The organism is Pseudomonadota bacterium (assembly GCA_022572885.1).
In the GTDB taxonomy this organism is placed as follows: Bacteria; Pseudomonadota; Gammaproteobacteria; order Steroidobacterales; family MnTg04; genus MnTg04.
On record JACZVC010000008.1, the window covers coordinates 78,041 to 100,367 of the forward strand.

Annotated in this window: 22 protein-coding genes; 13 read left to right on the top strand and 9 right to left on the bottom strand. The window is 57.7% G+C overall.

The annotated features are described in order from the left end of the window. The first annotated feature begins 23 nt into the window (after nucleotides 1–23). Nucleotides 24–1,304 (top strand): DEAD/DEAH box helicase, encoded by a 1,281-nt coding sequence (locus IIA05_04595; GenBank protein ID MCH9026380.1) that lies wholly within the window; start codon nucleotides 24–26, stop codon nucleotides 1,302–1,304. A 46-nt stretch (nucleotides 1,305–1,350) separates the two neighbouring features. Next, a complete protein-coding gene (locus IIA05_04600; protein MCH9026381.1) occupies nucleotides 1,351–3,513 on the top strand; it encodes a hypothetical protein in 2,163 nt (720 codons plus the stop codon). A 13-nt stretch (nucleotides 3,514–3,526) separates the two neighbouring features. Here the strand turns inward: IIA05_04600 and IIA05_04605 are convergent, their stop codons facing one another. Next, the gene (locus IIA05_04605) at nucleotides 3,527–5,743 is read right to left on the bottom strand and encodes a tetratricopeptide repeat protein (protein ID MCH9026382.1); all 2,217 of its coding nucleotides are present in this window, start codon (nucleotides 5,741–5,743) and stop codon (nucleotides 3,527–3,529) included. A 331-nt stretch (nucleotides 5,744–6,074) separates the two neighbouring features. Here IIA05_04605 and IIA05_04610 point away from each other — a divergent pair, with 331 nt between their 5' ends. From IIA05_04610 to IIA05_04620, 3 genes are all read left to right on the top strand, one after another. Continuing rightward, complete coding sequence (locus IIA05_04610) at nucleotides 6,075–7,694, top strand: aryl-sulfate sulfotransferase (GenBank protein MCH9026383.1); 1,620 nt, start codon at nucleotides 6,075–6,077, stop codon at nucleotides 7,692–7,694. A 96-nt stretch (nucleotides 7,695–7,790) separates the two neighbouring features. Further along, nucleotides 7,791–8,492, top strand: coding sequence for a tRNA (guanosine(46)-N7)-methyltransferase TrmB (gene trmB / locus IIA05_04615; protein MCH9026384.1), 702 nt, complete (start codon nucleotides 7,791–7,793; stop codon nucleotides 8,490–8,492). A 255-nt stretch (nucleotides 8,493–8,747) separates the two neighbouring features. After that, the gene (locus tag IIA05_04620; protein ID MCH9026385.1) at nucleotides 8,748–9,041 is read left to right on the top strand and encodes a hypothetical protein; all 294 of its coding nucleotides are present in this window, start codon (nucleotides 8,748–8,750) and stop codon (nucleotides 9,039–9,041) included. Between the two features lie 408 nt (nucleotides 9,042–9,449). On the opposite strand, the gene IIA05_04625 is transcribed toward IIA05_04620, so the two are convergent. Further along, nucleotides 9,450–10,733, bottom strand: a complete 1,284-nt coding sequence (locus IIA05_04625; GenBank protein ID MCH9026386.1) for an MFS transporter — start codon at nucleotides 10,731–10,733, stop codon at nucleotides 9,450–9,452. Between the two features lie 100 nt (nucleotides 10,734–10,833). Beyond that, complete coding sequence (xth, locus tag IIA05_04630; protein MCH9026387.1) at nucleotides 10,834–11,652, bottom strand: exodeoxyribonuclease III; 819 nt, start codon at nucleotides 11,650–11,652, stop codon at nucleotides 10,834–10,836. A gap of 34 nt (nucleotides 11,653–11,686) precedes the next feature. On the opposite strand from xth, the gene pyrE reads away from it, so the two are divergent. After that, on the top strand, nucleotides 11,687–12,340 hold the full coding sequence (gene pyrE / locus IIA05_04635; GenBank protein ID MCH9026388.1) for an orotate phosphoribosyltransferase: 654 nt from the start codon (nucleotides 11,687–11,689) through the stop codon (nucleotides 12,338–12,340). A gap of 67 nt (nucleotides 12,341–12,407) precedes the next feature. Beyond that, nucleotides 12,408–13,046 carry a DUF4124 domain-containing protein gene (locus tag IIA05_04640; protein MCH9026389.1) on the top strand — a complete coding sequence of 213 codons (639 nt, stop codon included), beginning with the start codon at nucleotides 12,408–12,410 and terminating at the stop codon, nucleotides 13,044–13,046. Between the two features lie 46 nt (nucleotides 13,047–13,092). On the opposite strand, the gene dut is transcribed toward IIA05_04640, so the two are convergent. Together dut and coaBC are read right to left on the bottom strand one after the other, a co-directional pair. Next, nucleotides 13,093–13,548 (bottom strand): dUTP diphosphatase, encoded by a 456-nt coding sequence (gene dut, locus IIA05_04645; protein ID MCH9026390.1) that lies wholly within the window; start codon nucleotides 13,546–13,548, stop codon nucleotides 13,093–13,095. A gap of 21 nt (nucleotides 13,549–13,569) precedes the next feature. Continuing rightward, the gene (coaBC, locus tag IIA05_04650; protein MCH9026391.1) at nucleotides 13,570–14,757 is read right to left on the bottom strand and encodes a bifunctional phosphopantothenoylcysteine decarboxylase/phosphopantothenate--cysteine ligase CoaBC; all 1,188 of its coding nucleotides are present in this window, start codon (nucleotides 14,755–14,757) and stop codon (nucleotides 13,570–13,572) included. Nucleotides 14,758–14,904: 147 nt separating this feature from the next. Here coaBC and radC point away from each other — a divergent pair, with 147 nt between their 5' ends. The 3 genes from radC to rpmG all read left to right on the top strand — a co-directional run bounded on the left by radC (nucleotide 14,905) and on the right by rpmG (nucleotide 16,154). Further along, on the top strand, nucleotides 14,905–15,579 hold the full coding sequence (gene radC, locus IIA05_04655) for a DNA repair protein RadC (GenBank protein ID MCH9026392.1): 675 nt from the start codon (nucleotides 14,905–14,907) through the stop codon (nucleotides 15,577–15,579). Nucleotides 15,580–15,716: 137 nt separating this feature from the next. Further along, the gene (gene rpmB / locus IIA05_04660; GenBank protein MCH9026393.1) at nucleotides 15,717–15,953 is read left to right on the top strand and encodes a 50S ribosomal protein L28; all 237 of its coding nucleotides are present in this window, start codon (nucleotides 15,717–15,719) and stop codon (nucleotides 15,951–15,953) included. 45 nt (nucleotides 15,954–15,998) lie between these two features. Beyond that, entirely contained in the window at nucleotides 15,999–16,154 is a 156-nt protein-coding gene (rpmG, locus tag IIA05_04665) for a 50S ribosomal protein L33 (protein MCH9026394.1), read from the top strand. A 75-nt stretch (nucleotides 16,155–16,229) separates the two neighbouring features. Here the strand turns inward: rpmG and IIA05_04670 are convergent, their stop codons facing one another. Further along, nucleotides 16,230–17,417: a fatty acid desaturase gene (locus IIA05_04670; protein ID MCH9026395.1), complete on the bottom strand. Its 1,188-nt coding sequence runs from the start codon at nucleotides 17,415–17,417 to the stop codon at nucleotides 16,230–16,232. Between the two features lie 140 nt (nucleotides 17,418–17,557). Between IIA05_04670 and mutM the strand changes: the two genes are divergently transcribed. Beyond that, nucleotides 17,558–18,373 (top strand): bifunctional DNA-formamidopyrimidine glycosylase/DNA-(apurinic or apyrimidinic site) lyase, encoded by an 816-nt coding sequence (mutM, locus tag IIA05_04675; protein ID MCH9026396.1) that lies wholly within the window; start codon nucleotides 17,558–17,560, stop codon nucleotides 18,371–18,373. A gap of 8 nt (nucleotides 18,374–18,381) precedes the next feature. Here mutM and IIA05_04680 read toward each other — a convergent pair whose 3' ends face one another. From IIA05_04680 to rsmD, 3 genes are read right to left on the bottom strand one after another with little or no spacing between them, the layout of a single operon-like run. Then, nucleotides 18,382–18,639: a YfhL family 4Fe-4S dicluster ferredoxin gene (locus IIA05_04680; protein ID MCH9026397.1), complete on the bottom strand. Its 258-nt coding sequence runs from the start codon at nucleotides 18,637–18,639 to the stop codon at nucleotides 18,382–18,384. Nucleotides 18,640–18,649: 10 nt separating this feature from the next. Continuing rightward, nucleotides 18,650–19,126: a pantetheine-phosphate adenylyltransferase gene (gene coaD / locus IIA05_04685; GenBank protein ID MCH9026398.1), complete on the bottom strand. Its 477-nt coding sequence runs from the start codon at nucleotides 19,124–19,126 to the stop codon at nucleotides 18,650–18,652. A gap of 10 nt (nucleotides 19,127–19,136) precedes the next feature. Further along, nucleotides 19,137–19,649, bottom strand: a complete 513-nt coding sequence (gene rsmD / locus IIA05_04690) for a 16S rRNA (guanine(966)-N(2))-methyltransferase RsmD (GenBank protein ID MCH9026399.1) — start codon at nucleotides 19,647–19,649, stop codon at nucleotides 19,137–19,139. 229 nt (nucleotides 19,650–19,878) lie between these two features. Between rsmD and IIA05_04695 the strand changes: the two genes are divergently transcribed. Together IIA05_04695 and IIA05_04700 are read left to right on the top strand one after the other, a co-directional pair. Further along, the gene (locus IIA05_04695; GenBank protein MCH9026400.1) at nucleotides 19,879–22,017 is read left to right on the top strand and encodes an Ig-like domain-containing protein; all 2,139 of its coding nucleotides are present in this window, start codon (nucleotides 19,879–19,881) and stop codon (nucleotides 22,015–22,017) included. Nucleotides 22,018–22,122: 105 nt separating this feature from the next. Continuing rightward, the coding region (locus tag IIA05_04700; GenBank protein MCH9026401.1) for a signal recognition particle receptor subunit alpha at nucleotides 22,123–22,327 on the top strand (205 nt) is incomplete at its 3' end.

Sequence of the window (22,327 nt, forward strand, 5' to 3'; positions counted from 1 at the left end):
GGCGACCCTGGAGTACAAACACCATGTTTTTTGATCAACTCGGCCTGTCGGCCGAATTGCTGCGTGCGATCGATGAAAAAGGTTACCGTGAGGCAACCCCGATCCAGCAGCAAGCCATTCCCTTAATCCTTGAAGGCCGGGATGTGCTGGCTGGAGCCCAAACCGGCACCGGCAAGACCGCCGGCTTCACTTTGCCGCTGTTGCAGCGGCTGCAGAATTCACGATCCGGCCAACGGCGCGTGCGCGCCCTTATACTCACGCCAACGCGTGAACTCGCCGCACAAGTCAGCGAGAGTGTGCGCGACTATGGCCGCCACCTGCCGTTCAAGGCAACCGTCATCTTTGGCGGCGTCAGCATCAATACACAAATTTTCAAGTTGCGGAAAGGTGCCGACATCGTAGTCGCCACGCCGGGCCGCCTGCTCGATCACATGCAGCGGGGCACGATCGATCTCGGCGGAGTCGAGATCCTCGTTCTCGATGAGGCCGATCGCATGCTCGATATGGGATTCATCCGCGACATACGCAAAATCCTCAAAGAGCTGCCGAATGAGCGTCAGAATCTGCTGTTCTCGGCGACGTTCTCGAAAGAGATCAGGCGGCTGGCAGCCGACCTGTTGAATGCACCGACCGAGATCCAGGTCGCGCAGCGCAATACCACGGTCGAACTCGTTACCCAAATCGTGCACCCTGTCGACCGCAGCCGCAAACGCGAACTGTTGTCGCACCGCATCGGCGCGGAGAACTGGCGACAGGTGCTGGTTTTCACGCGCACCAAGCACGGCGCCAACCGGCTCGCCGAACAATTGTCACGCGACGGGCTCGAGTCCGTTGCGATCCACGGCAACAAGTCGCAAGGGGCACGGACCCGCGCACTCGCGGATTTCAAGGCCGGTGTGGTTCGAGTGCTGGTCGCGACCGATATCGCTGCGCGCGGTCTCGATATCGATCGGTTGCCGCACGTCGTCAATTACGAGTTGCCCAACGTTCCTGAAGACTACGTGCATCGTATCGGGCGTACCGCCCGTGCCGGTCAGGAGGGCCATGCCATATCGCTGGTCTGCGTCGATGAGCACAAGCTGTTGGGCGATATCGAGCGCTTGCTGAATTGCAAGATTGCAAAAGAAATTATCCCCGGCTATGAACCGGATCCGCGGATCAAGGCAGAACCGATCCGGCAAGGTCGCACGCAACGGCCTGCTGGCCGCGGCGCTGGCTCGCGCAAGAAATTCAGAGCCGGCGCATCGCATGCTCATGGCGGACACCGCCACCGTTCAGCCAGCCGCCAGCGACGCGCGGGATAGGGCTTACGAACAATATGCGCCGGCTTTTCATTTATAATGCCGCGTCATGAAAGGCCTCTATACAGAACTCAGGCGCCGCAATGTGTTTCGCGTCGGAGTGGCTTATGCAGTGGTCGGCTGGTTTCTGGCGGAGCTCGGCGCCTTGCTGTTCGGGACTTTCGAAGCGCCGGCCTGGGTCATGAAGGTTTTCGCGACCCTGATAATCCTGGGTTTTCCGTTGGCCCTGTTTTTCGCCTGGGCATTCGAAATGACACCGGATGGGCTGAAACGTGAGAAAGATATAGACCGGTCTCAGTTCGCCACACAGCAATCCGGCCGAAAGTTCGACTTCCTTATAATTTTCCTGTTGGCCGTTGGCCTGGTTTATTTCGTTTATGAGTCGCGGTTGAGAGTTGATCCCGCGACGGAACCACCGCTAACCCAGCCTGATTCGGCTATGGACGCAAGTGTGGATCAGCAACGGGCGCCGGCTAAATCAATCGCCGTTTTGCCGTTCGTCAATATGAGCGGCGTCCAGGAGAATGAGTATTTTTCCGATGGGCTGGCGGAAACCTTGTTGCATATGTTGGCGCAAATCGAGGAATTGCAAGTTGCCGCCCGCACATCGGCGTTCAAGTTCAAGGGCAAGAATGAAGACGTGCGCCTGATTGGTAAACAGTTGGGGGTTGCGACCGTACTCGAAGGCAGTGTGCAACGCGCCGGCAACAGGATTCGCATCACTGTGCAGCTCATAAATGTGGCGGATGGTTTTCACCTGTGGTCACAGAATTATGACCGGACCCTGGATGACATTTTTGCGGTTCAGGACGATATCGCCGCGTCTGTAGTCGATGCCCTGGAATTGACATTGCTCGGCCGGCTGCCTGGCAGGACCGGACAGGATCCCGCCACCTATGACGAGCTATTGAGACTACGGAACGCCTTGGCCGGCGGTAAGGATATCGCCGCCACAATCGATAATTTGCAGGCATTCATAGAAATTCATCCGGATTATGCTGACGCCTATGCAACACTGAGCGAGGCCTATGTCATCCATAGAGATCATGCGGGTCTGATACCCGAAGAAATAGGTCAAAAAGCGATTGAAGCAGCCCGGGAAGCGGTTGAGCTGGATCCTGAAGCGCCCGGTGCGAATGCTGCATTGAGTCGCGCACTGGTGAATCAGGGCTGGTTCGTAGCTGCAATCCCCGTACTGGCAAAAGCAATGGAACTCGAGCCAGGCAATGCGGACACCATTGTTGATCAGGCCACTGTCATGGCCGCGCAAGGTCAATTTCAGAAAGCCACAGGACTGATGGAACTGGCGATCAAGCTCGATCCACTCAACGACAACACCAGAATAAAGCTGTCCGGGCTATACGACGCGATAGGACGTCATGATCGGGCGCTGTCGGTACTGGAAGCCGGATTGGAGCTGTCGCCCGATAGTACGCCGCTGGTTTTCGCGATGGCATTACACCACCAGGGAATTGGCCACTACCCCGATGCGGTGGCGAGTCTGCACGAGCTGCTATCGAAAGAGGCCGATCACATCAATGCCTGGCAGATTTTATTCGCTATTTATATCAGCCTGGGGGACCTGGCAACGGCTGAGGTCTACCTGCAGCGCGTCGAGGAATTGTCCGAGGACCGCGGCGCGGATGAACGGGCGTTGTTCTGTTATCTCGAGCAGGATAAAGCGTGTTGGCGCGAGGCCACCGCGCGGATGCTGGCGAATCGAGAGGCGTTCTTTGTTCAAATATGGCAAAGCAGGATGATGCTGGAAGATGGTCGGCTGGATGATGCGATCGCGGTCATGATTCCGGTGGTGGAGCATTTCGGCGTCACCGGTGAAATTTACGGAAATTTCGAATCCCGGATCAACCTGGCTGCTCTCTACCACTTCGCCGATGATGGTGAAAAACGCGATCGGCTTCTGAATGACGCAACCAGCGCCCTTCATTTCTCGATCGATAGCGGATGGGAGCATTCAGCTCCCTACGTATACCTGGCGATGGCCTCTGCGGCAAAAGGCGATACAGCAAGCGCTGTACGAAATCTAGATGAAGCATATGGACGGGGCCACCGGCACCTGTGGTCAATCCATACAGACTACGCGTGGGACCCCATACGCAGCGACCCGGAATTTCAGCAAACGATTCAGCGCATCAAGGATGATAACTGGGCAATGCTTGAGCAGATTCGAGCCGTTGATGCCGCTAATCACTAGCCGATCGCCAAAGTCAGGTCTTGCGTAACCAGAACTGGTACATACCGACAAAGGTCTCGGGATGCAGTTGCTCGAATTCATGCCAGTTGTCGAGGCTGGTCATGCCCGGGTCATCCGGATAGGCGTCAAGGTATTGTTGCCCGGTACTCGCGAAGCCGTGTTCAAAACCCAGGAATTCGAGGTCGAGGCCGGCGAGAATTTCTTTGATTTGCGGCAGCGTGAAGCAATGCTCCTGGACGTGAAACAACAAGTCGCGGCACAGGGACAGATTGAAGAAATCGCGACTTTGCGCCACTGGTCGCGCCGGGTGATCGGTGGCCAGTGAAAAAATTGCCTGCCGGCAACGCCGAATTCCGTCGCGTGTGGCTTGAAAATCGCCCCCCTCGATCAATGCGCGCGCCGCGACCACCGGCCGCCTGGCCAGATCGCTGTACAGGCCGATGCGCATCAGACCACCCGGTTCTAACAAGCCGCCGAGTACCGCCCAGCCCTTTTTTGGCTCCGCCATATGATGCAGCACGCCGCTGCAGTCGATAATATCGAAACATTCATCGAGCATAGCCAGCTCAAGCACATCCGCCTGGGCAAACTCGACATCCTCGATATCCAGTTCATCGGCTTTGCGGCGGGCGAAGGCGAGGCTTGCCATACTGAGGTCTATCGCCAGGGTCGTCGCACCGGCAAACCTGGCGGCGGTTTCAAATGCATTGCGACCGGTGCCGCACCCGGCAACGAGTATCCGCGGCTCGCGCTGTGATGTAAACTCCGAAAATCCCCGGCCCGGGAAAACCTGTCGCATGACATCGGCGACGCTCCTTCCCTCCGCCGCGGTGTATTCCGACCACCGCGGGTACGGATTCTCTTCATACTGACGTTGCACCGCTAACGAGACATCGTCGCTGATATCGCCGATTCGAGGAATGTCCTTAGCCAGGTCCGCTTCTGTTTGCGGTTCGGTGATCTGGGTGCGCGCCAATGCTTGCAACGCTTTGTTGCCAGACCTGCGGGCCAGATCGTGTATTTTGGCCGCGTCAAACCAATACTCGAGCGGCGCGTAACATGCCAGCAGAAACACGCCCGCCGGTACCGCATCAGCTTGGCTTAGCGATGATTTCAAATCGGTTGCCAGCGCCAGCGTTTTCTGCTGTTCCCGATCGCTGACCCGCCAAACGAATTCGTTGAGCCAGCACTGTGTTGCCAGCGTTTCGCACAAGCGGCTCGATTCCAGGCCGGCAGCGGGCCGATCTGAGAATTTATCGAGCAATGCGTGTCTGCACCCGCTCAGCAAATACTCCAGCTTTTCATCGCCAACGATGCAATGGCCAAGCAGCGCCTGCATTAACGGATCGGCCAGTCTCCCGGTCAGATCGTCGAGTACGATCGCGGCGTCGTCCTGGTCCGCCCAATCGGCCGGCAACGTGAATGCGCCACCGACGCTCGGGTCCTTTTTGAGCAGGCTGAGAGCCGGCAGCGCCAGGTGTTGATAATCGATCCCGTCTTTTGCAAAGCAATCGATCAACAGCGATTTCAGGTCGGCATCGAAACCGGAAAATTCCGTGGCCCGCATCGCCTGGGCCAGCCCGGCCCAGAAGCGCAAGGTGCCCGGCTCCATCCGTACCGCCGCCCGGTATGCGCTAATGGCCTCATCGTGGCGGCCGGCGTGGTCCAGCGCATTGGCAAGGTGGTGATGGGCCGCGGCGTATCCGGGCTTAACCTGTATAGCAGCCTGGAAACCCGCAATTGCGGCGGCCGATTTTTGCTGGCCGTGCAACACGATCGCCTTGTTGTGCAAAGCCTCGGCATCGCCAGGGTTGATTGACAACGCACGGTCGTACGCAGCTATAGCCTGTTCCGATTTACCCAGCGAATGGCAAACGATGCCGAGGTTGTACCAGGCATCCTGGTGGCGGGGATCCAGTTCCACCGCCTTGCGATATTCCTGAAATGCGTGTTCGTCGCGCCCCGTATCGCGATACGCGTTGCCAAGGTTTGAATGCATCGCCGCAATGTCGCCCTGTATGGCGATCGCTTTTTCGAGATAGGGAATCGCGCCATCGGCATCACCATGCTGGCGCATTGCAAGACCGAGCAGATGCAAGGCATCCGGATTCTCGGGCTCGCTGGCAAGAACCTGCTGATAAACAGGGATCGCATCGCTTACCCGGCCGCCCTGGTGCAGCGCGATGGCTTGCTGCATCGCCCCGGCGATCCGATCGTCCTTTCCTGTCATTTATCTGCCCGTTTCCGCTGCCCGCACGAGCCGGTGGCGCGACTATATAACAGCCGTGTACACCGCGCATTGCACCCGACCTCGCACGGGGCCTCGATTTCACCAACGATACGCCGCTCGGGCTCCATACGATTGCGTGGCATCGGCAACAAAACAGCGGATTGGCGGTCTGGCTTGGCGGCACGCTAAAAATCGGCTATTTGCCTTCATTAAACTGGCGGCAACGGGCTGTACGGAGGTATCATCGCCGGCCCCCGTAGGAGATATTGGGTCCGTGTGCTGACTGGCCCAGGGCGATAATTATTGGATTCCCGCTGTCAAAGGAAAATGAATGACTGACAAGTTCGCAAAAATTCTGACTGCCCTGCTGTTGTCTTCTGCGCTGGTCTCATGCGGCGACACCGATCAGCCGCTACCGGAGTTGCTATTCAATACGGAACCGGCGGTAAGCCCCGTTGCTACGCTTGCGCACGCCTGGGAGCTGACTGTCTCCACCAACCTGTTTACCGCGATCACGGCGGTGCTGGACGACGGCATGGGCCATGCATATACGATCGAATTCGGCCGACAGCAACGCGACCACGTTCTGACCGTACTCGGGATGCGCCCCGACCGGACTTATACAGTGAACGTCACCGCACACACGCTTGACGGCATCACCCTGGAATCCACGACACAACTGCAAGTTACTACACCGCCGCTACCGGCAAACTTCCCGGTAATCAGTTTGCTGTCGGGTGACCCCGCCCTGATGGAACCAGGTTTCACGCTGATGGATACCGGGCGCAAGGACGGCAGCGCGGCGTTTATCGTCATCGTGGACGACGCGGCGGAAGTCGTCTGGTATTTCCAGACCAGTTCGCTGTCGGAGACCGAGCGCGTCGCATCGGGTGAATTCCTGTCCATCGACGAGGGGTCAGGCCTGATCCAGTTCATCAATGAAAGAGGCGAGGTGGTTAACTCCCTGCATTCGGCGCAGTCGCATCCCGCGACCGGCAGCAGCATCCCTGTCGATGTGGCCGAATTTCACGACGAAGTCGTCAAACACGACCTGTTCTCCCAGTACTTCACCAGCATCCGTGATGCGTCGCGTACCGTCGATAACTTTCCGCTGGACGAGAACGACCCCTTGGTGACCGGGACCGTAAACGTTTTGGACGAGCCGATCATCGAAATCGATCTCGACGGCAATATTCTCAACCGCTGGGATTTTCTCGATATGCTCAAGCCGACACGCATCGGCTATGACGGCACGTCGGGATTACCGGCGGCGGCCGACTGGGCTCATGTCAATTCGATCGCCTATGACGTAACCACAGACAACCTGATCGTGTCGCTGAAACATCAGGACGCCGTGGTGAATTTCTCTCGTGCCGACGGTACGCTGATCTGGATCCTGGGCAACCCCGCAAACTGGCAGGGCTTTGAGCAATTTCTGCTAACGCCCGATGGCGGCGTCTTTGCCTGGCCTTACCATCAGCACGCCGTCGAAATCACCGGCGACAACCTGATCATGTTCGACAACGGCAACCGCCGCGCCAGCCCATTCACCGGCGAGCCAATCGTGAGCGCGAATGCCAATTCCAGCCGCGCCGTCGAGTATGCGATCGACACAGACACGATGATCATTTCCCAGGTCTGGGAATGGGGTCTCGCGCAAAGCGGTGAATCGCTGTATTCGTCCTTTGCCGGCGATGCCGACCGCCTGCCATTGGGCAACACACTGATAACCTTTGGCGGCCTGTGCGAGGAAAATGGGGTTCCCAGTGAAAACCTGGCGATTTGCCGCTCGTCCGCGCGTGTCATTGAAGTCGATACGACTACCGGCGCGAAAGTATTCGACATTTCGATCGATGACGCCGACCCCCTGTCTTCGGGTTATATCGTCAATCGCAGCGAGCGGCTCCGTGTATTGTATTCGCTATCTACCGTCACCATGACGGTGCCGTAATTCTGACATCATGTTGATCCAACTCATTGGCAAGACCAAGGAACTGCCCGGCAATTGGTCCGTGTCATCCCCGATCGAAGGCAACGTTTTTGAGGAATTCGCTTGACCGAAGACCGCCAGCGAACCGTACGCAGCTTCGTAATGCGGATAGGCCGCATGACCGAATCCCAGTCACGCGCAATAACCGACCTTTGGCCGGTCTTTGGCGTGGACTATGGCAAGAATCCGCTTGATTTCACCCGGCTTTTTGGGCGCCCGGCGTCGGTCGTCGTCGAAATTGGATTCGGTAACGGTGAAAGCCTGGCGCAACAGGCCGCCGACGAGCAGGAAGTCAATTTCCTTGGGATCGAGGTGCATCCGCCGGGTGTCGGTCACTTGCTGATTACGATTCGCCAACTCGAACTAAAAAATATCCGCATCAGCCGCCACGATGCGGTTGAAGTGCTGCGCGACCAGGTGCCGGATAACAGCCTGGCTGGAGTCAACTTGTTTTTCCCCGACCCCTGGCCCAAGAAACGGCATCACAAACGCCGCATCGTGCAAGCGGATTTCGTCAACATGGTCGTGGGGAAAATGCGGCCCGGGGCGTTTTTCCACCTGGCGACCGACTGGCAGCCCTATGCCGAACATATGCTCGCGACGCTGGATGGCTGCGCGGATTTGATCAACGAATCCGGAGCCGGTTGCTTCAGCGACCGGCTGGACAGCCGCACGCTGACCAAGTTTGAGGCACGCGGCCAGCGGCTTGGCCACGACGTCTGGGATTTGCGCTATCGCAAAGCCGAGACCGCCATATAAAGATCGCCTGGATTCCGCCCACCACGTACTGGACCGCGAGCGCCACCAGGATTTTGATCGGCCATTCAGCCATGACGCCCTGCACCATTCCGAATTTTGTTTCCACCAACTCTTGCTCGGGGTATATTTACTTTGCAAGGGGTTTGCGCGCGCGTAAATATTCTCGATCGCAGACCCTGCGGTAGAAACATGGACTGCGTTCTGGCGCCGCGAAAAACGTGGTGTCAGTCGCTGGGGCGATAATGGCGGACAGTCATGAAGACTGTATATCCAATTATCGGTAACTGGTATCGTCGCCCGGGTGGCCCGATTTTTGAGGTAGTGGCCACCGACGACGATGACGGCAGTATCGAGATTCAGCATTTTGACGGAACTGTGGAAGAACTGGATATCGATGCTTGGCATGGCTCAGTTTTCTTGTCAGCTGAAGCGCCTGAAGACTGGTCGGGTTCGCTCGATATAGACCCGGCAGACAAGGTGCAGGACCAGGACGGCGCAAAAAGCCAGGACTGGTTTACGGCGATGGATTACGTTGACCACGCAGATTGATACCAGGCGAACCGGTTGAGATAGGCGCACGCGCGCGGCGGCAAACTATGTTTTGGTCTTGGCCGGAGCCGGCAACCCGACCAGCACTCTTCCATCGGTAACTTCTACGTCCAGCGAGGTCAGACTGGCCCACAGGCAAGCGCCCGCGACGCAAAGCCCTGAATCGATCTCGAACAAGGCGCCATGCCCGGCGCACATGATCAGGCCATTATCCCGGGTCGGCGATATCCGATAGCAGCGCTACCTGCTGTTTGCCGATGCGTTCCACTGTGTTTGTCGAATCCCTTCCTGCACAGACCGCCGCCAATACCTTACCATTGGCCCATGGCCGCATCCTAGGCACCTTCCCTGCTGCCGGGATCGTCGAGTTCAGTCAGGCGACAGGCGGTGACTTCCTGCAGTTCCGTTTCAGCCATTTTTCTGCGCTGCATTTGCGGACCACCACATCATTACGAGTGACAAGCCAATCGCCGGAATTCCCATTGCCGCTGCGTAATGAAAGAACCACTGGTAATCATACTTATCGACAAGCATCCCACTATAGCCACTGATAATCTTACCGGGCAGAGTCATCAGCGATGAGAACAATGCATACTGTGTCGCCGTGTACTTGGTACTGGTCAGGCTCGACAGGAATGCGATAAATACGGACCCGGCGAATCCAGCACTGAAGTTATCAGCCGATATGGTTACTACAAGGAATGACCGGTCTGCACCAAGCACTGCCAACTCAGCGAACAAGAGGTTGGTCCCGGCTACCAGAATTGCGCCAATGATGAGCATTCGCGCGGCGCTGTAGCGGGCGGCAGCCAAACCGCCGACGATTGCCCCGGTCACGGTCATGGCAAATCCAAATAGTTTGCTGATTGCAGCTATCTCTGATTTCGTAAAACCCAGGTCCAGATAAAACGGATTGGCCATGATTCCCATGACGAGATCGCCAATCCGATAGACCGCAACGAAGGCAAGTATAGCCAACGCCCACCAACCGACACGTCGAAAGAAGTCCAGAAACGGACACACAATGGCACCGAGAATCCATTTCTGGATTTCGCTGAGTTGATTGCTTCTGGGTACGTGATCGGAGATCGCTTGCAGGAGGTCTACTTCACGGGCTTTCGCGGCATCGAGGTTGACTTCCGGCTCATCGATTAGCAGAACAGTAATGATACCGACGAGCATTAACAGGGCCATCGCGACGTAGGCAATCTCAAAGTTGCTGACATCAGCGATGAACAACACCCCGGCCCCTGCCATTAGCACGCCAACGCGATAGCCTGTCTGGTAATTCGACGCCATCGGTCCCTGATAACGGCTATCCACCGCCTCGATCCTGTAGGCGTCCAATGCGACATCCTGGGTGGCGGATGAAAACGCTACAAAAAACGCAACAAAGGCAAATAAGGCGAGATTCGACAGCGGATTTATCAGCGACATCGTTATCAGACCGAGTGTGATGCCCAGTTGTCCAACCAACATCCAGCTGCGCCGCTTACCGAGTTTCCTGGTCAGAAATGGAACCGGGAGACGGTCGACAAGTGGCGACCAAATGAGTTTGATCGAGTAGGTAATACCTATCCAGCCGAAAAATCCAATAGTAGTACGGCTGACGCCAACGTCGTGCAACCATGCGGACATGGTCGAGAAAACGAGGAGGAACGGTAACCCCGCAGAGAATCCAAGAAACAGCATCCCGACAACACGCGGATGACCATACTCCTTGATGGACTGCCACCAGGAGCCAGTCGACGCTCTCGCCCTTTGCGTCGATGAGTTCTCCGCAGCTGCGCCGTCACCCATAGTCAATCTGATAGTCCATCGTCAGCGGCGCATGATCGGAGAAACGCTCTGCTTTGTAGATATCGGTGCTAATGATCCTTTCTCGCAATCCTGGCGTGACGACCTGGTAATCGATGCGCCACCCTACATTATTATCCCACGCGCGGCCACGATTCGACCACCAGGTATATTGCTCCGCCTCGGAGTTGATTTCGCGAAAGGCATCGACATACCCCTCTGCAAACAATTGATCCATCCAGGCACGTTCCTCGGGCAGGAAACCTGAATTCTTTTGGTTGGCCTTCCAGTTTTTGAGGTCTATCTCCCGGTGAGCGATATTCCAGTCGCCACAGAGTATGTATTCGCGGCGCTTTCTTCTGAGCTTCTTGAGGTGCGGCATGAGCAAATCCAGAAAGCGGAATTTCTTTGCCTGGCGTTCCTCACTGGATGAACCGGAGGGGAGATACAGCGAAACTACGCTCAGTTTACCGAACTGTGCTTCCAGGTAGCGCGCCTCGTGGTCGAATTCCGGCCAGCCCAGCCCGTGGATAATTTTGTCGGGCTTGCGCCGCGAATAAATCGCAACACCACTGTAGCCTTTCTTTTGCGCGTCGAGATACTCGCAATGATAACCGGCTGGACTAAACACCGGGTCGTCGAGCTGGTGGGTCTGCGCCCTGATTTCCTGGGCGCATACGACATCCGGTTTTTGTGCCGCCATCCAGTCAAAGAAACCCTTGCGGGCAGCCGCCCTGATGCCGTTGACATTGATTGAGATCACCCGAAATCGATTTGCCAAAACTGTCCTCCGGAAAATGGGAGCGTGTATCATAGCGGCCTGGTGTCCCACATGCAGCGGGAAGATTGTGAAAGCTCACCAACAAGAATTTCTCGACCTGGCTATTGAAACAGGTGCGTTACGTTTCGGGGAGTTCACGCTTAAATCGGGCCGGGTCAGCCCGTATTTTTTTAACGCGGGTCTTTTTTGCAGCGGCCGCGCGATGGCGGTGCTGGGCCGTTGCTACGCGCAATCCATCGTCGAATCCGGCCTGCAGTTCGACATGTTGTTTGGCCCCGCTTACAAGGGCATTCCGCTTGCCGCGGTCACCGTGGCAGCGCTGGCGGAGAAGTTCGATCGCGACCCGGTGTGGGCCTACAACCGGAAGGAGGCCAAGGAGCATGGCGAAGGCGGTGATATAATTGGTGCGCCGCTGGCCGGACGAGTATTGATCCTGGACGATGTCATTACTGCGGGAACGGCTATACGCGAGGCTGTAGCAATCATTCGCAATGCCGGGGCCGAGGCAGTGGGCGTCGCCATTGCGCTGGACCGCGAGGAACGCGGCCAAGGGGAATTATCAGCGGTACAGGAGGTCGAAGAGGAACTGGGGATGGAAGTCATTCGAATTGCCGGCCTGTCAGACCTGATCGCCATGCTGGCAGGCGATATCAATCACGAGGCAACACTGGCCGCAGTCAGCAGGTATCGGGACCAGTACGGCAGCAAAGCCGGAGCCTGAAACCGTTTTTGGCAAAACTGTGAACTGAGGGTCTTTGGAATCGCCAGGACTGTGGTATACGAACCCTATGAAAAGTAAAGCGTTTTACAGTTTGATCGTTTTGGCGTGCCTGGTCCTGGCCGGGACTGCGACCGCCGCCGATACCTATCGCTGGGTCGATGACAACGGCATCGTCCATTATGGCGACACCGTACCGTCCGAGTACGCGAGGCAGGATCAGCAGGTTCTCAATAGCCAGGGCGTCACCATCAACACCATCCAGGGTTACCGGACGCCAGAGCAACTCGCGGAGCAGGCGCGCATCCGGATCGAACAGGAGCGCATCGCCAGGAACAAAGCGAAGCGGCAGGCCCGCGATTCTGTATTGCTAAGCACTTATCTTTCTGTCGAGGAAATCGAGCGGCTGCGCGACCGTCGCCTGGAATTGCTGCGAGCCCAGTCCATGGTCACCGAACAATACCTTGGCACGCTAAACGCCAGGCTCAGGGGACTGCAGGAAGAAGCCACCAAATTCAACTACCCCTATGATCTCGACTCCGATCTGCCCCCGTTGCCGGAAAACCTGGCGATGGAGATGGTGCAAACCCTGGAGGCGGTCGTACAGTACGAGTCCAACCTGCAGACCAAGCGTGAGGAGCAGGGCAGCATGGTTGCCATGTTCGACAGGGATATCGAGCGCTTCAAGGATCTGAAGGGAATCGAATAAAAAAACCGCAGGCTAATTCGGTCCGTGATAAATGGTGATTTGCAGGCTAATGACGGCCTGAGTGGCCGAAACCTCCGGCTCCGCGTGCGCTCTCGACGAACTCTTCCACCACTTCGAACTCGGCGTGAACGATCGGCAATATGACCATCTGCGCAATTCGTTCCCCTGGTTCTATCGTGAACGGCTTGGGGCTGCGATTCCAGCAGGAAACAAAAATCTGCCCCTGGTAATCCGAGTCGATCAAACCGGTGAGATTACCGAGGACGATACCGTGCTTGTGTCCAAGCCCGGACCGCGGCAGCAACACCGCCGCAAGACCCGGATCGTCCAGGTGTATCGCAATACCGGTCGGGATCAGTTCGGTCTGACCCGGCTCCAGCAATAGCGGCTCGTCCAGGCAGGCACGCAAGTCAACGCCGGCAGATCCTGCGGTCGCCGGCGCCGGTATCGGGTACTCGCCACCAATCCTGGCATCCATGATTTTTAGCTTTATTTTACTCATTCCGGTTGTTTTTCCTTGTCGCTAGTTTGCTGCACCGGCCAGACGGCTAGCAATCAGATCGACGAGTTTGCGTGCGAGTATAAGTTTGTCCTCGGTGGCAAAATGCTTTTTACCGCCCGGCCAGTACGCTGTCAGGGAATTGACCGGCACCTCAAAGCCGAGCCCCGGACCCACCTCGTTCGCAAAAATCATGTCCAGGTCTTTGTTTTTCATCTTGGCCAGCGCATTGGCCTCCACATCGTCGGTTTCCGCGGCAAAGCCGACACAAAATGGCCGCTTCTTGCTTGCAGTGACTCCAGCCAGGATATCGGGTGCGGCTATAAAGCTTATCGACATACCGGCTCCGTCCTTTTTAATTTTTTTGGTCTGAATCGAGGCCGGCTGGTAATCGGATACCGCCGCCGCCGCGATAAATACATCCGCTCCAGACAACGCATCGTTTACTGCGTCACGCATTTGCTCCGCGCTTTCCACATCGACCCTGTCGATGCCGGGCGCTGCAGTCAGATAAACCGGGCCGCTGACCAGGATCACACCGGCGCCCGCCTCGGCCGCCGCCTGCGCCATCGCAAAACCCATGCGGCCGGAACTTCGGTTGCTGATAAAGCGGACCGGGTCCAGCGCTTCCCGGGTCGGTCCGGCGGTAACCACGATTTTCCTGCCGACAAGCGCCCTGCCGCTGGTCAGACGCATGGCGATTTCCAGCGGTTCCAGCATTCGCCCGGGGCCGACTTCACCGCAAGCCTGGTCGCCCGCATCCGGACCAAGCAGCGTGATGCCGCGCTCGCGCAACCGCGCGCAATTCGCCTGGGTCGCCGGGTTGCTCCACATTTGCTGGTTCATCGCTGGCGCGAGAAACAACGGCGCTTCGCTCGCCAGGCACAAAGTGCCCAGGAGATCGTCCGCCGAGCCGCTTGCCAATCGGGCGATCAGGCTGGCGGTTGCCGGTGCAATCAGGATGAGATCGGCCCAGCGAGCCAGTTCGATATGCCCCATCGCCGATTCTGCCTGTTCATCCCAGATATCGGTGCGCACGGGCCAGCCGGATACGGCCTGCAAGGTTAGCGGGGTGATGAAACGTTGCGCGCCGCCGGTCATCACGACGCGTACTTCTGCGCCCCGCTCGCGCAGGCGACGTACCAGGTCGGGGCTCTTGTAGGCGGCAATGCCACCACTGACACCCAGCAAAATTTTTCCGGCTACAGGCATAGGAGCGGCATTATCCCTGCTCACTGGGACGCGCGCCAGCAAAGCGCCAAATTGAGTGACATTCAGGTGCGGACGGGCAGATTTCGACCGTGTCTGCCCGGCCGCTTCATGACACGCTTGCGGCTGGTGGTTTCCAGGGAGCTGATGATGGGTATTCGCGACTGGCCAAAAACCGAGCGTCCGCGCGAGAGGCTGCTGGCACACGGTGCAGAGGCGATCTCCGAGGCCGAGTTACTCGCCTGCTGGCTGGGCTCCGGCAGCCGTGGTTCATCGGCCATCGACCTGGCGCGAAGCCTGCTGTCCAGGTTTGGCGGCCTGCGCGGCCTTTTTCATGCTTCAATGGACGATGTATGCGAGCAACAGGGTTTTGGCCCGGCGCGCTACGTCCAGATGCAGGCCTGGCTGGAGTTATCCCGCCGCTACCTCGCCGAAACCCTGCCTCGCGGCCCCGAGCTGACCAGTCCCGGCGCCACCAGCCGATTCCTGCAGGCCAAGCTCAGGGACCTGGACCATGAGCTGTTTTGTGCGCTGTTCCTGGACAATCGTCACCGGGTGATTCGCTTTCAGCCCCTTTTCCGCGGCACCATCGATGGCGCCAGCGTGCACCCGCGGGACGTCGTCAAACAAGCGCTGCGGCTCAATGCCGCCGCAATGATACTGGCTCATAACCACCCGTCGGGGGTGGCCGAGCCCAGCCAGGCGGACCACCTGATCACGCGGCGATTACGGGATGCGCTGGCGCTGGTGGATATTCGCGTCCTCGATCACCTGGTGGTCGGCGATGGAACCTGTTTTTCCTTCGCCGAACAGGGGTTTTTATAGGCCGGGCTACAGCCAGATCAGCCTTCTCCAGCACCCGGTTTTTCTTGCGCGCAGCCCGCCATACTGGTATAAAGTCCCGCTTTTCGCCAACCCGGCAAGGTCCGGCTGGTATTCGTTGAAACGAAGGATTCAAGACCATGTCCAGAGTATGTCAGGTCACTGGCAAACGACCGATGACCGGGAACAATGTTTCCCATGCCAACAACCACAACAAGCGCCGGTTTTTGCCGAATTTGCACAAGCATCGCTTCTGGCTGGAAAGCGAGAAACGCTTTGTCCGGCTGAAAGTGTCGGCCAAGGGGATGCGGATCATCGACAAATTCGGTATCGAAAAGGTTATCGGCGATCTGCGCGCGCGCGGTGAGAAAGTCTGAGGCTGATTCGGCTTGTTGCTGTCGCCAGCGGATGAGGAATTAATTATGAGAGACAAAATCAGGTTGGTATCGTCCGCTGGAACCGGGCATTTCTACACCACGACCAAGAACAAGCGCTTGCACCCGGAAAAGGTCGAGATCAAAAAATACGACCCTACGATCCGCAAGCACGTGATCTACAAGGAAGCCAAGATCAAATAAGTAGAAGTTAAGTAGAAACGATACAAAAAGAACCCGCCTGTTGGCGGGTTTTTTTGTAATTTGAGAGTTCTGTTGTCAGATCGCCATTGCCGGTTGCAGACGATATCTTTTCAGTACTTCGGCGAATTCCTGCAACGCACGGATGCCGCTGGCTTCCGCTTCCGCGATCCAGTCGTGCAACTGGGCGAGCAGTTTCTCGTTGCTGACATCGGTCGCACCGGTCCAAAGATCACGCAGCCGTTCACGAAACTCAACGACGGTTTTGAGTGCGTGATTGTTATCCAGGATCTCGTGCAGGCGTGCATGGGCTTTTTCATCCAGCAACGTCGGTCGCCGAATCAGCAATTTGCGCGCCCGGCGCAATAAACCGTCAGCCGCGTCCGCACCGCGTAATTCCTTGTGAAATACAGGCAGCGTCACTGTTTTTGTGTAATTTCGCAGCACATGCATGCGATTGATCATGATTGCGCGCAAGGCTTCCAGATTAGCCACGGGTTCGTCCGCGAACACCGGCGCCGGCACTACGCGGCGGACCTTGGCCAGACCAAGGAATTTCATGATGCTGATGAACCCCCAGCCGATATCGAATTCCCATGGGCGGACCGAAAATTTCGCCGAACTCGGGAATGCGTGGTGATTGTTGTGCAACTCTTCGCCGCCAACGAAGATCGCGAGCGGAGTGATGTTGGTCGAAGCGTCATCGCATTCGAAATTGCGGTAGCCATAGTAGTGACCGATGCCATTAATGATTCCGGCGGCAAACAGCGGCATGGAAATCATCTGGAAGGCAATAATGATGATGCCCGGGACACCGAACAACAACAGATCCAGCAGCACCATCAGGATAATCCCGCCATAGGGCACGCGTTCGTAAACATTGCGCTCGACCCAGTCGTCGGGGCAACCGCGGCCGTATTTCTCCAGCGTTTCCGGGTTGCTGGCCTGCACCTTGTATAACTCGGCGCCTTCCAGCAGGACTTTTTTCAGACCTACCATCTGTGGGCTGTGCGGGTCTTCCTCGGTCTCGCAACGGGCGTGGTGTTTGCGATGTACGGCGACCCACTGGCGAGTCAGCATGCCCGAGGTCATCCAGATCCACAGGCGGAAAAAATGGCGCAGCCACGGATGCAGGTCCAGCGCGCGGTGCGTTGCGTCCCGGTGCAGATAAACCGTAACCGCGAATATGCTGACTTGAAACATGATCAATGCGGCTATCACATAGCCCCAGAAATCGAGATTGAGAATGCCGTACAGATATTCCATCGATTCGTTGTCCTGTTGGCGCAAACGCGCGCACTATAACGTATGACACCTGCCGGTTAAAGGAATCACATCATATATTGCGGGACAGCAATGAAAATACAAGCATGGCGGGGTCAAACAGATGATATTAAAGGATTTTTATGCCGGAACTACCCGAGGTAGAAACCGCTCGGCGGGGCATTGAACCGCACCTGCGGGGCCAGCGCATCGTCCGCGTAGACCTGCGCCAGACCCGACTCCGCTTTCCGGTAACCCGCGGGCTCGCGGATTCGCTGACCGGCGCCAGGATTAGCGAAGTCGGACGCCGCGGCAAGTATCTGCTGGTCGGGACCAATCGCGGCACCTTGCTTATTCACCTGGGCATGTCCGGCAGCCTGCGAATCCTGGCCGGGTTCGAGGCAGCCGGTCGCCATGATCATTGGGATATCTGGCTGGAAAATGGCCACGGGCTGCGTTTCACCGACCCGCGTCGGTTCGGCAGCCTGCTCTGGACCACCAGGGACCCTCTGAAACACCGCTTGCTAAGACACCTGGGCCCCGAACCGTTGACCAAAGATTTCAATGGCGCTTACCTGTATGCGCTTGCTCACCGTCGCAAGACGCCGATCAAGCCATTGCTCATGGATGGGCGGGTGGTGGTGGGTATCGGTAATATTTATGCCAGCGAAGCGCTTTTCGCGGCTGGCATCCGGCCTACCCGGCAGTCGGGTCGCATCAGCTTCGAACGTATGGAATTGCTGGTTAGCAAGGTCAAGGACGTGCTGCGCAGGGCGATCAGGGCCGGTGGCACGACGCTGCGTGATTTCACGGGCAGCGAGGGAACACCGGGGTATTTTGCGCAGGAATTATCCGTTTATGACCGGGCGGGCCAGCCGTGTCCACGGTGTTCCGCACCGGTTCGGAAAACGATTCTTGGCCAGAGGGCTTCCTATTACTGCGTGGATTGCCAACGCTAGGGCGAGGGTTATGCTCCGGGCTCCGCCGTCAGCTTGTGATATTTTTCCAGCAGCTGTTCGCGATCTTCCTTGTGGTCCAGATCCAGCGGGATGCAATCCACCGGGCACACTTCGACACACTGTGGCTCATTAAAATGCCCTACGCACTCGGTGCATCGCGCCGGGTCGATGTGATAGATCACCGGCCCCATATAAATCGCCTCGTTTGGGCATTCCGGCTCGCAAACATCGCAGTTGATGCACTCGTCAGTAATTTTCAGCGACATGGAAGGGTACTCAGGCCTTCTTCAGGTCCGACAGCGCTTGGCCGACCGCCGCCGGAACAAATTCGGATACGTCGCCGCCGAGCTGCGCGATCTCCCGGACCAGGCTGGAAGACACGAAAGTAAATTGCTCGGTCGGGGTCAGGAAAACCGTTTCGATATCCTCGGCCAGCCTGCGGTTCATGCTGGCAAGCTGAAACTCGAATTCAAAATCGGAAACTGCGCGTAATCCGCGGATAATCACGCCCAGATCGTGTTGCCGTGCGAACTCGACAGTCAACCCCTGGTAGGCGATCACTTCTACATTATCCAGATCGGCCAGCGCTGCACTGGCCAGTGCGACCCTTTGTTCGATATCGAACAAGGTATTCTTGCCGGGGCTGGCCGCCACGGCGACGACGATCCGTTCATACAGTCGCGCGGCCCTTCGCACCAGGTCGCAGTGGCCGTTGGTAAAAGGATCGAAGGTCCCCGGATACATCGCTTTCATATGTCTGCCTTCAGCCCGGCGGTGGTTGCCGCCGAAACAGATAATAACCGACCTGGCCGGCCTTGCTCTCCCGCCAAAGCATCCACCCAGGTGGAATTCCCGATAGCGGTTCGCGAGCCGGGTTTTCAGCATATACAAAGGCATCTTTGCCGAGCCAGCCATTGGCTTCAAGTTCCTGCATCGCTGGGGCCAGCAACGTACTTTGGTAGGGCGGGTCGAGAAAAACGATATCGAACTTTCGAACCGGCCCTTGCAGGTATGCCAACGCGTCACCGCAGACGACTTCCGCTTCGGCCTCGAGTATATCGAGCTGATCGAGGAGGTGGGATGTTGCCCGCCGGTTTTTTTCCACAAAAACCACGTTCGCAGCGCCACGCGACAAAGCCTCGATGCCAAGCGCGCCGCTGCCGGCGAACAAATCCAGGCAGACGGCGTTTCTGACCGGTTTTGCGAGCCAGTTGAACAAGGTCTCACGGACCCGGTCCGGTGTCGGCCGCAGGCCCGCAGCATCGACAATGGCCATTTTTCTGCCGCGCCAGCGACCGCCGATGATGCGATACTTGCCTGGGAGTCCCGAGTTACTATGTTGCACTGCAGTATCGATCCTCGATTCTGGCCGGGAGCCGCCGCCTGTAGCCAGATTCGGCCCCTACTGTTCCTTGCGTTTTACAAGATAACAAGCGTAATCTTAGCAGCATAAATAAGCCCGCCAGGGTTAATCAAAACAACAGTTATACCTCAGGAGCTCAGGCATGAATCCACGTATCGCTGCGGTACTTTTCACCGCCAGTCTTTTCTTAGCTGGATGTTTCTCGGACGCGGACAAAAAAGATATAGTCGGCAGCATGGCGCCGGCACCGCCGCCGGGAGGAACAGCACCGCCACCGCCTGCGACTGGCTTCAGGGCGCTTTACGTGCTTGCCGCGGGTGCGTTGCCATACCCGAACTCGCTGTTTTTCAACGGCAGCACGGATGGCACGATGAACCTGCCGCTGCTAGCTACATCGCCGCTGAACGCTACGCTAAATACGCTCGACGGTTTTTCGACTACCCAGTATTTCAACCAGAATTTCAGCGCCCCCATCGACCCCGCGTCCATCATTGGCGGCGTTACGGTCAATGTGCTTGAAGTGGTTGAGGACCTGGCCACGACGGCCACCATTGGTGTGGTCGGTGGCCTGATACCGGGTGTGGACTACAGTGTCGGCCTGGCACCGGACCTCGATGCGGGCGGGGCGACCTTGCAGGTTCGGCCTTTGAAGCCACTCAATCCATCGAGCTCCTACCTGGTGTTGATGACCAGCGGTATTACCGACATCCTTGGAAACCCGGCAACAGCGGACACCGATTATGCCGGGCTGCGCGATGCCGCCCTCGCCGGTATCACCCTGCCCGACCCCACGCTGGATGGCCTGCGGCAACTGATCGGCGCTCACCTGGCGATCGCCGGGGCGATCGGCATGAACCCGGCAGCGATTATTTCCAGCGCCAATTTCCGCACCCAGTCGATCGGCAACGTCATGGCGGCAGCAGCAGCCCAGACAGTGGGTCAGGGCGCCGTGGTCGGACCATTCCCCGGCGCGCCGGTGGGATGTCCGTTCGAGCCTTTGAACACAGCCTGCGTGTTGCCGCCGAGCGCGATGCCGAGCGGTAATGCCGACATCTATGTCGGCCAGCTGGTTGTCGATTACTACAGCGACACGCCGGCAACCGGCGATCCGGTTTCTTCGTTCTGGACCGGCGCACCATTCACCCTGGATCCGACGGCCACGCCGACCAATTTTGTCCATCGCTTCAACCCAGTCCCGGTCGCAACAGCGACCTTTGGTATACCGCTGATGATGACCGTGCCCAACGCCACCTCGGCCTGGATACAGGCGGTCGGAGCTCCGCCGCCAGGCGGCTGGCCCGTGGTCATTTTTTCGCATGGCATAACCCGCAACCGTACCGATATGCTGGCGCTGGCCGAACCGTTCGCCGATGCCGGTTTCGTGGTCATAGCGATCGATCATCCCTTGCATGGACTTACCGAGCCGAACCCGCTGGTCGATCCCACCGGAATATTCTTCCAGCCGGGTGCCGAGCGTACTTTTGACCTCGATGCCATCGACAACGTGACTTTCGCCCCGGGCCCGGACGGGCTGATTGACATATCGGGGTTCCACGCATTTCTCAACCTGGGCAACCCGCTGACTATCCGTGACGCGTGGCGCCAGGGCGCGGTCGATCTGATCGCACTGGCCCGCACGATCGGCATCATCGATGTCGATGGCAACGGCAGCCCCAACGATGCGGCGGACCTCGATGGCAACCGCGTGCATTATGTCGGCCAGTCGCTGGGCAGCATGATCGGCATCAATGCGTTGACCCACAGCAGTGATTTCAGATCGGCGACACTGGGCGTACCCGGCGGCCTGATTCTGCAACTGGCCCTGGATTCGCAATCCTTCGGCGCGCTGGTTACCGGAGCGCTTGCGGCACAGGGCCTGACGCCGGGCACATCGTTGTTCAATAACACCCTCCGTGACATGCAAACCGCTATCGACGGGGCCGATCCGTGGAATTTCGCGGCCGGCGCCCTGGGCCAGCCGGTACACATGATCGAGGTCATCGGCGATACGACCGTACCCAACAGCGCGACCGAGCGCCTGATCGACGTCATGGGGCTGCCCGGCATCTCGACGCCGGGACCGAATTTCGTCTCGCAAGGCGTGGTTCGATTTACCGAAGGCAGCCATGGCTCGCAGCTCGATCCCACGGCCAGCCTCGCCGCAACCATCGAGATGATGACGCAGACGGTGGTTTTCCACGCAGGCGTTCCTGGCGTATTGCCGGGAGACGGCTTGGTTATCCTGATCAGCAATCCGGCGATTATCTCGACTCAGCCGTAGATTCGCGCAGGAACATAAAAAAACCCTGGGCGGCCTTTGGGCCGCCCTTTTTTATTCCTGCCCGCGACTGGTTAGCATTAACAGAGGTTAGTAAACTCTACACCGATGCTAAAACGAAAATCCTACGCAGCCAAGGATGAGTCACGACAGAACCCGGCAGGGTTTTTGCAGCGAGTGCGGCAACGCCTTAATAAAGGTGACTCGTGGCTGACTCGCGATATCACCGACTTTGTCCCGAGCGGCAAGATCGATGACGAGGTCATGGAGGAACTGGAAACACGGCTGCTGCTGGCCGATGTCGGCGTGGATG

What these genes read in the sequence shown, in the direction of transcription:
- IIA05_04595 (MCH9026380.1), top strand. Translation starts at nt 24, where the DNA reads ATGTTTTTTGATCAACTCGGCCTGTCGGCCGAATTGCTGCGTGCGATC.
- IIA05_04600 (MCH9026381.1), top strand. Translation starts at nt 1,351, where the DNA reads ATGAAAGGCCTCTATACAGAACTCAGGCGCCGCAATGTGTTTCGCGTC.
- IIA05_04605 (MCH9026382.1), bottom strand. Translation starts at nt 5,743, where the DNA reads ATGACAGGAAAGGACGATCGGATCGCCGGGGCGATGCAGCAAGCCATC.
- IIA05_04610 (MCH9026383.1), top strand. Translation starts at nt 6,075, where the DNA reads ATGACTGACAAGTTCGCAAAAATTCTGACTGCCCTGCTGTTGTCTTCT.
- IIA05_04620 (MCH9026385.1), top strand. Translation starts at nt 8,748, where the DNA reads ATGAAGACTGTATATCCAATTATCGGTAACTGGTATCGTCGCCCGGGT.
- IIA05_04625 (MCH9026386.1), bottom strand. Translation starts at nt 10,733, where the DNA reads ATGCTGTTTCTTGGATTCTCTGCGGGGTTACCGTTCCTCCTCGTTTTC.
- xth (MCH9026387.1), bottom strand. Translation starts at nt 11,652, where the DNA reads ATGATACACGCTCCCATTTTCCGGAGGACAGTTTTGGCAAATCGATTT.
- IIA05_04640 (MCH9026389.1), top strand. Translation starts at nt 12,408, where the DNA reads ATGAAAAGTAAAGCGTTTTACAGTTTGATCGTTTTGGCGTGCCTGGTC.
- dut (MCH9026390.1), bottom strand. Translation starts at nt 13,548, where the DNA reads ATGAGTAAAATAAAGCTAAAAATCATGGATGCCAGGATTGGTGGCGAG.
- coaBC (MCH9026391.1), bottom strand. Translation starts at nt 14,757, where the DNA reads ATGCCTGTAGCCGGAAAAATTTTGCTGGGTGTCAGTGGTGGCATTGCC.
- radC (MCH9026392.1), top strand. Translation starts at nt 14,905, where the DNA reads ATGGGTATTCGCGACTGGCCAAAAACCGAGCGTCCGCGCGAGAGGCTG.
- rpmB (MCH9026393.1), top strand. Translation starts at nt 15,717, where the DNA reads ATGTCCAGAGTATGTCAGGTCACTGGCAAACGACCGATGACCGGGAAC.
- rpmG (MCH9026394.1), top strand. Translation starts at nt 15,999, where the DNA reads ATGAGAGACAAAATCAGGTTGGTATCGTCCGCTGGAACCGGGCATTTC.
- IIA05_04670 (MCH9026395.1), bottom strand. Translation starts at nt 17,417, where the DNA reads ATGGAATATCTGTACGGCATTCTCAATCTCGATTTCTGGGGCTATGTG.
- mutM (MCH9026396.1), top strand. Translation starts at nt 17,558, where the DNA reads ATGCCGGAACTACCCGAGGTAGAAACCGCTCGGCGGGGCATTGAACCG.
- IIA05_04680 (MCH9026397.1), bottom strand. Translation starts at nt 18,639, where the DNA reads ATGTCGCTGAAAATTACTGACGAGTGCATCAACTGCGATGTTTGCGAG.
- coaD (MCH9026398.1), bottom strand. Translation starts at nt 19,126, where the DNA reads ATGAAAGCGATGTATCCGGGGACCTTCGATCCTTTTACCAACGGCCAC.
- rsmD (MCH9026399.1), bottom strand. Translation starts at nt 19,649, where the DNA reads ATGGCCATTGTCGATGCTGCGGGCCTGCGGCCGACACCGGACCGGGTC.
- IIA05_04695 (MCH9026400.1), top strand. Translation starts at nt 19,879, where the DNA reads ATGAATCCACGTATCGCTGCGGTACTTTTCACCGCCAGTCTTTTCTTA.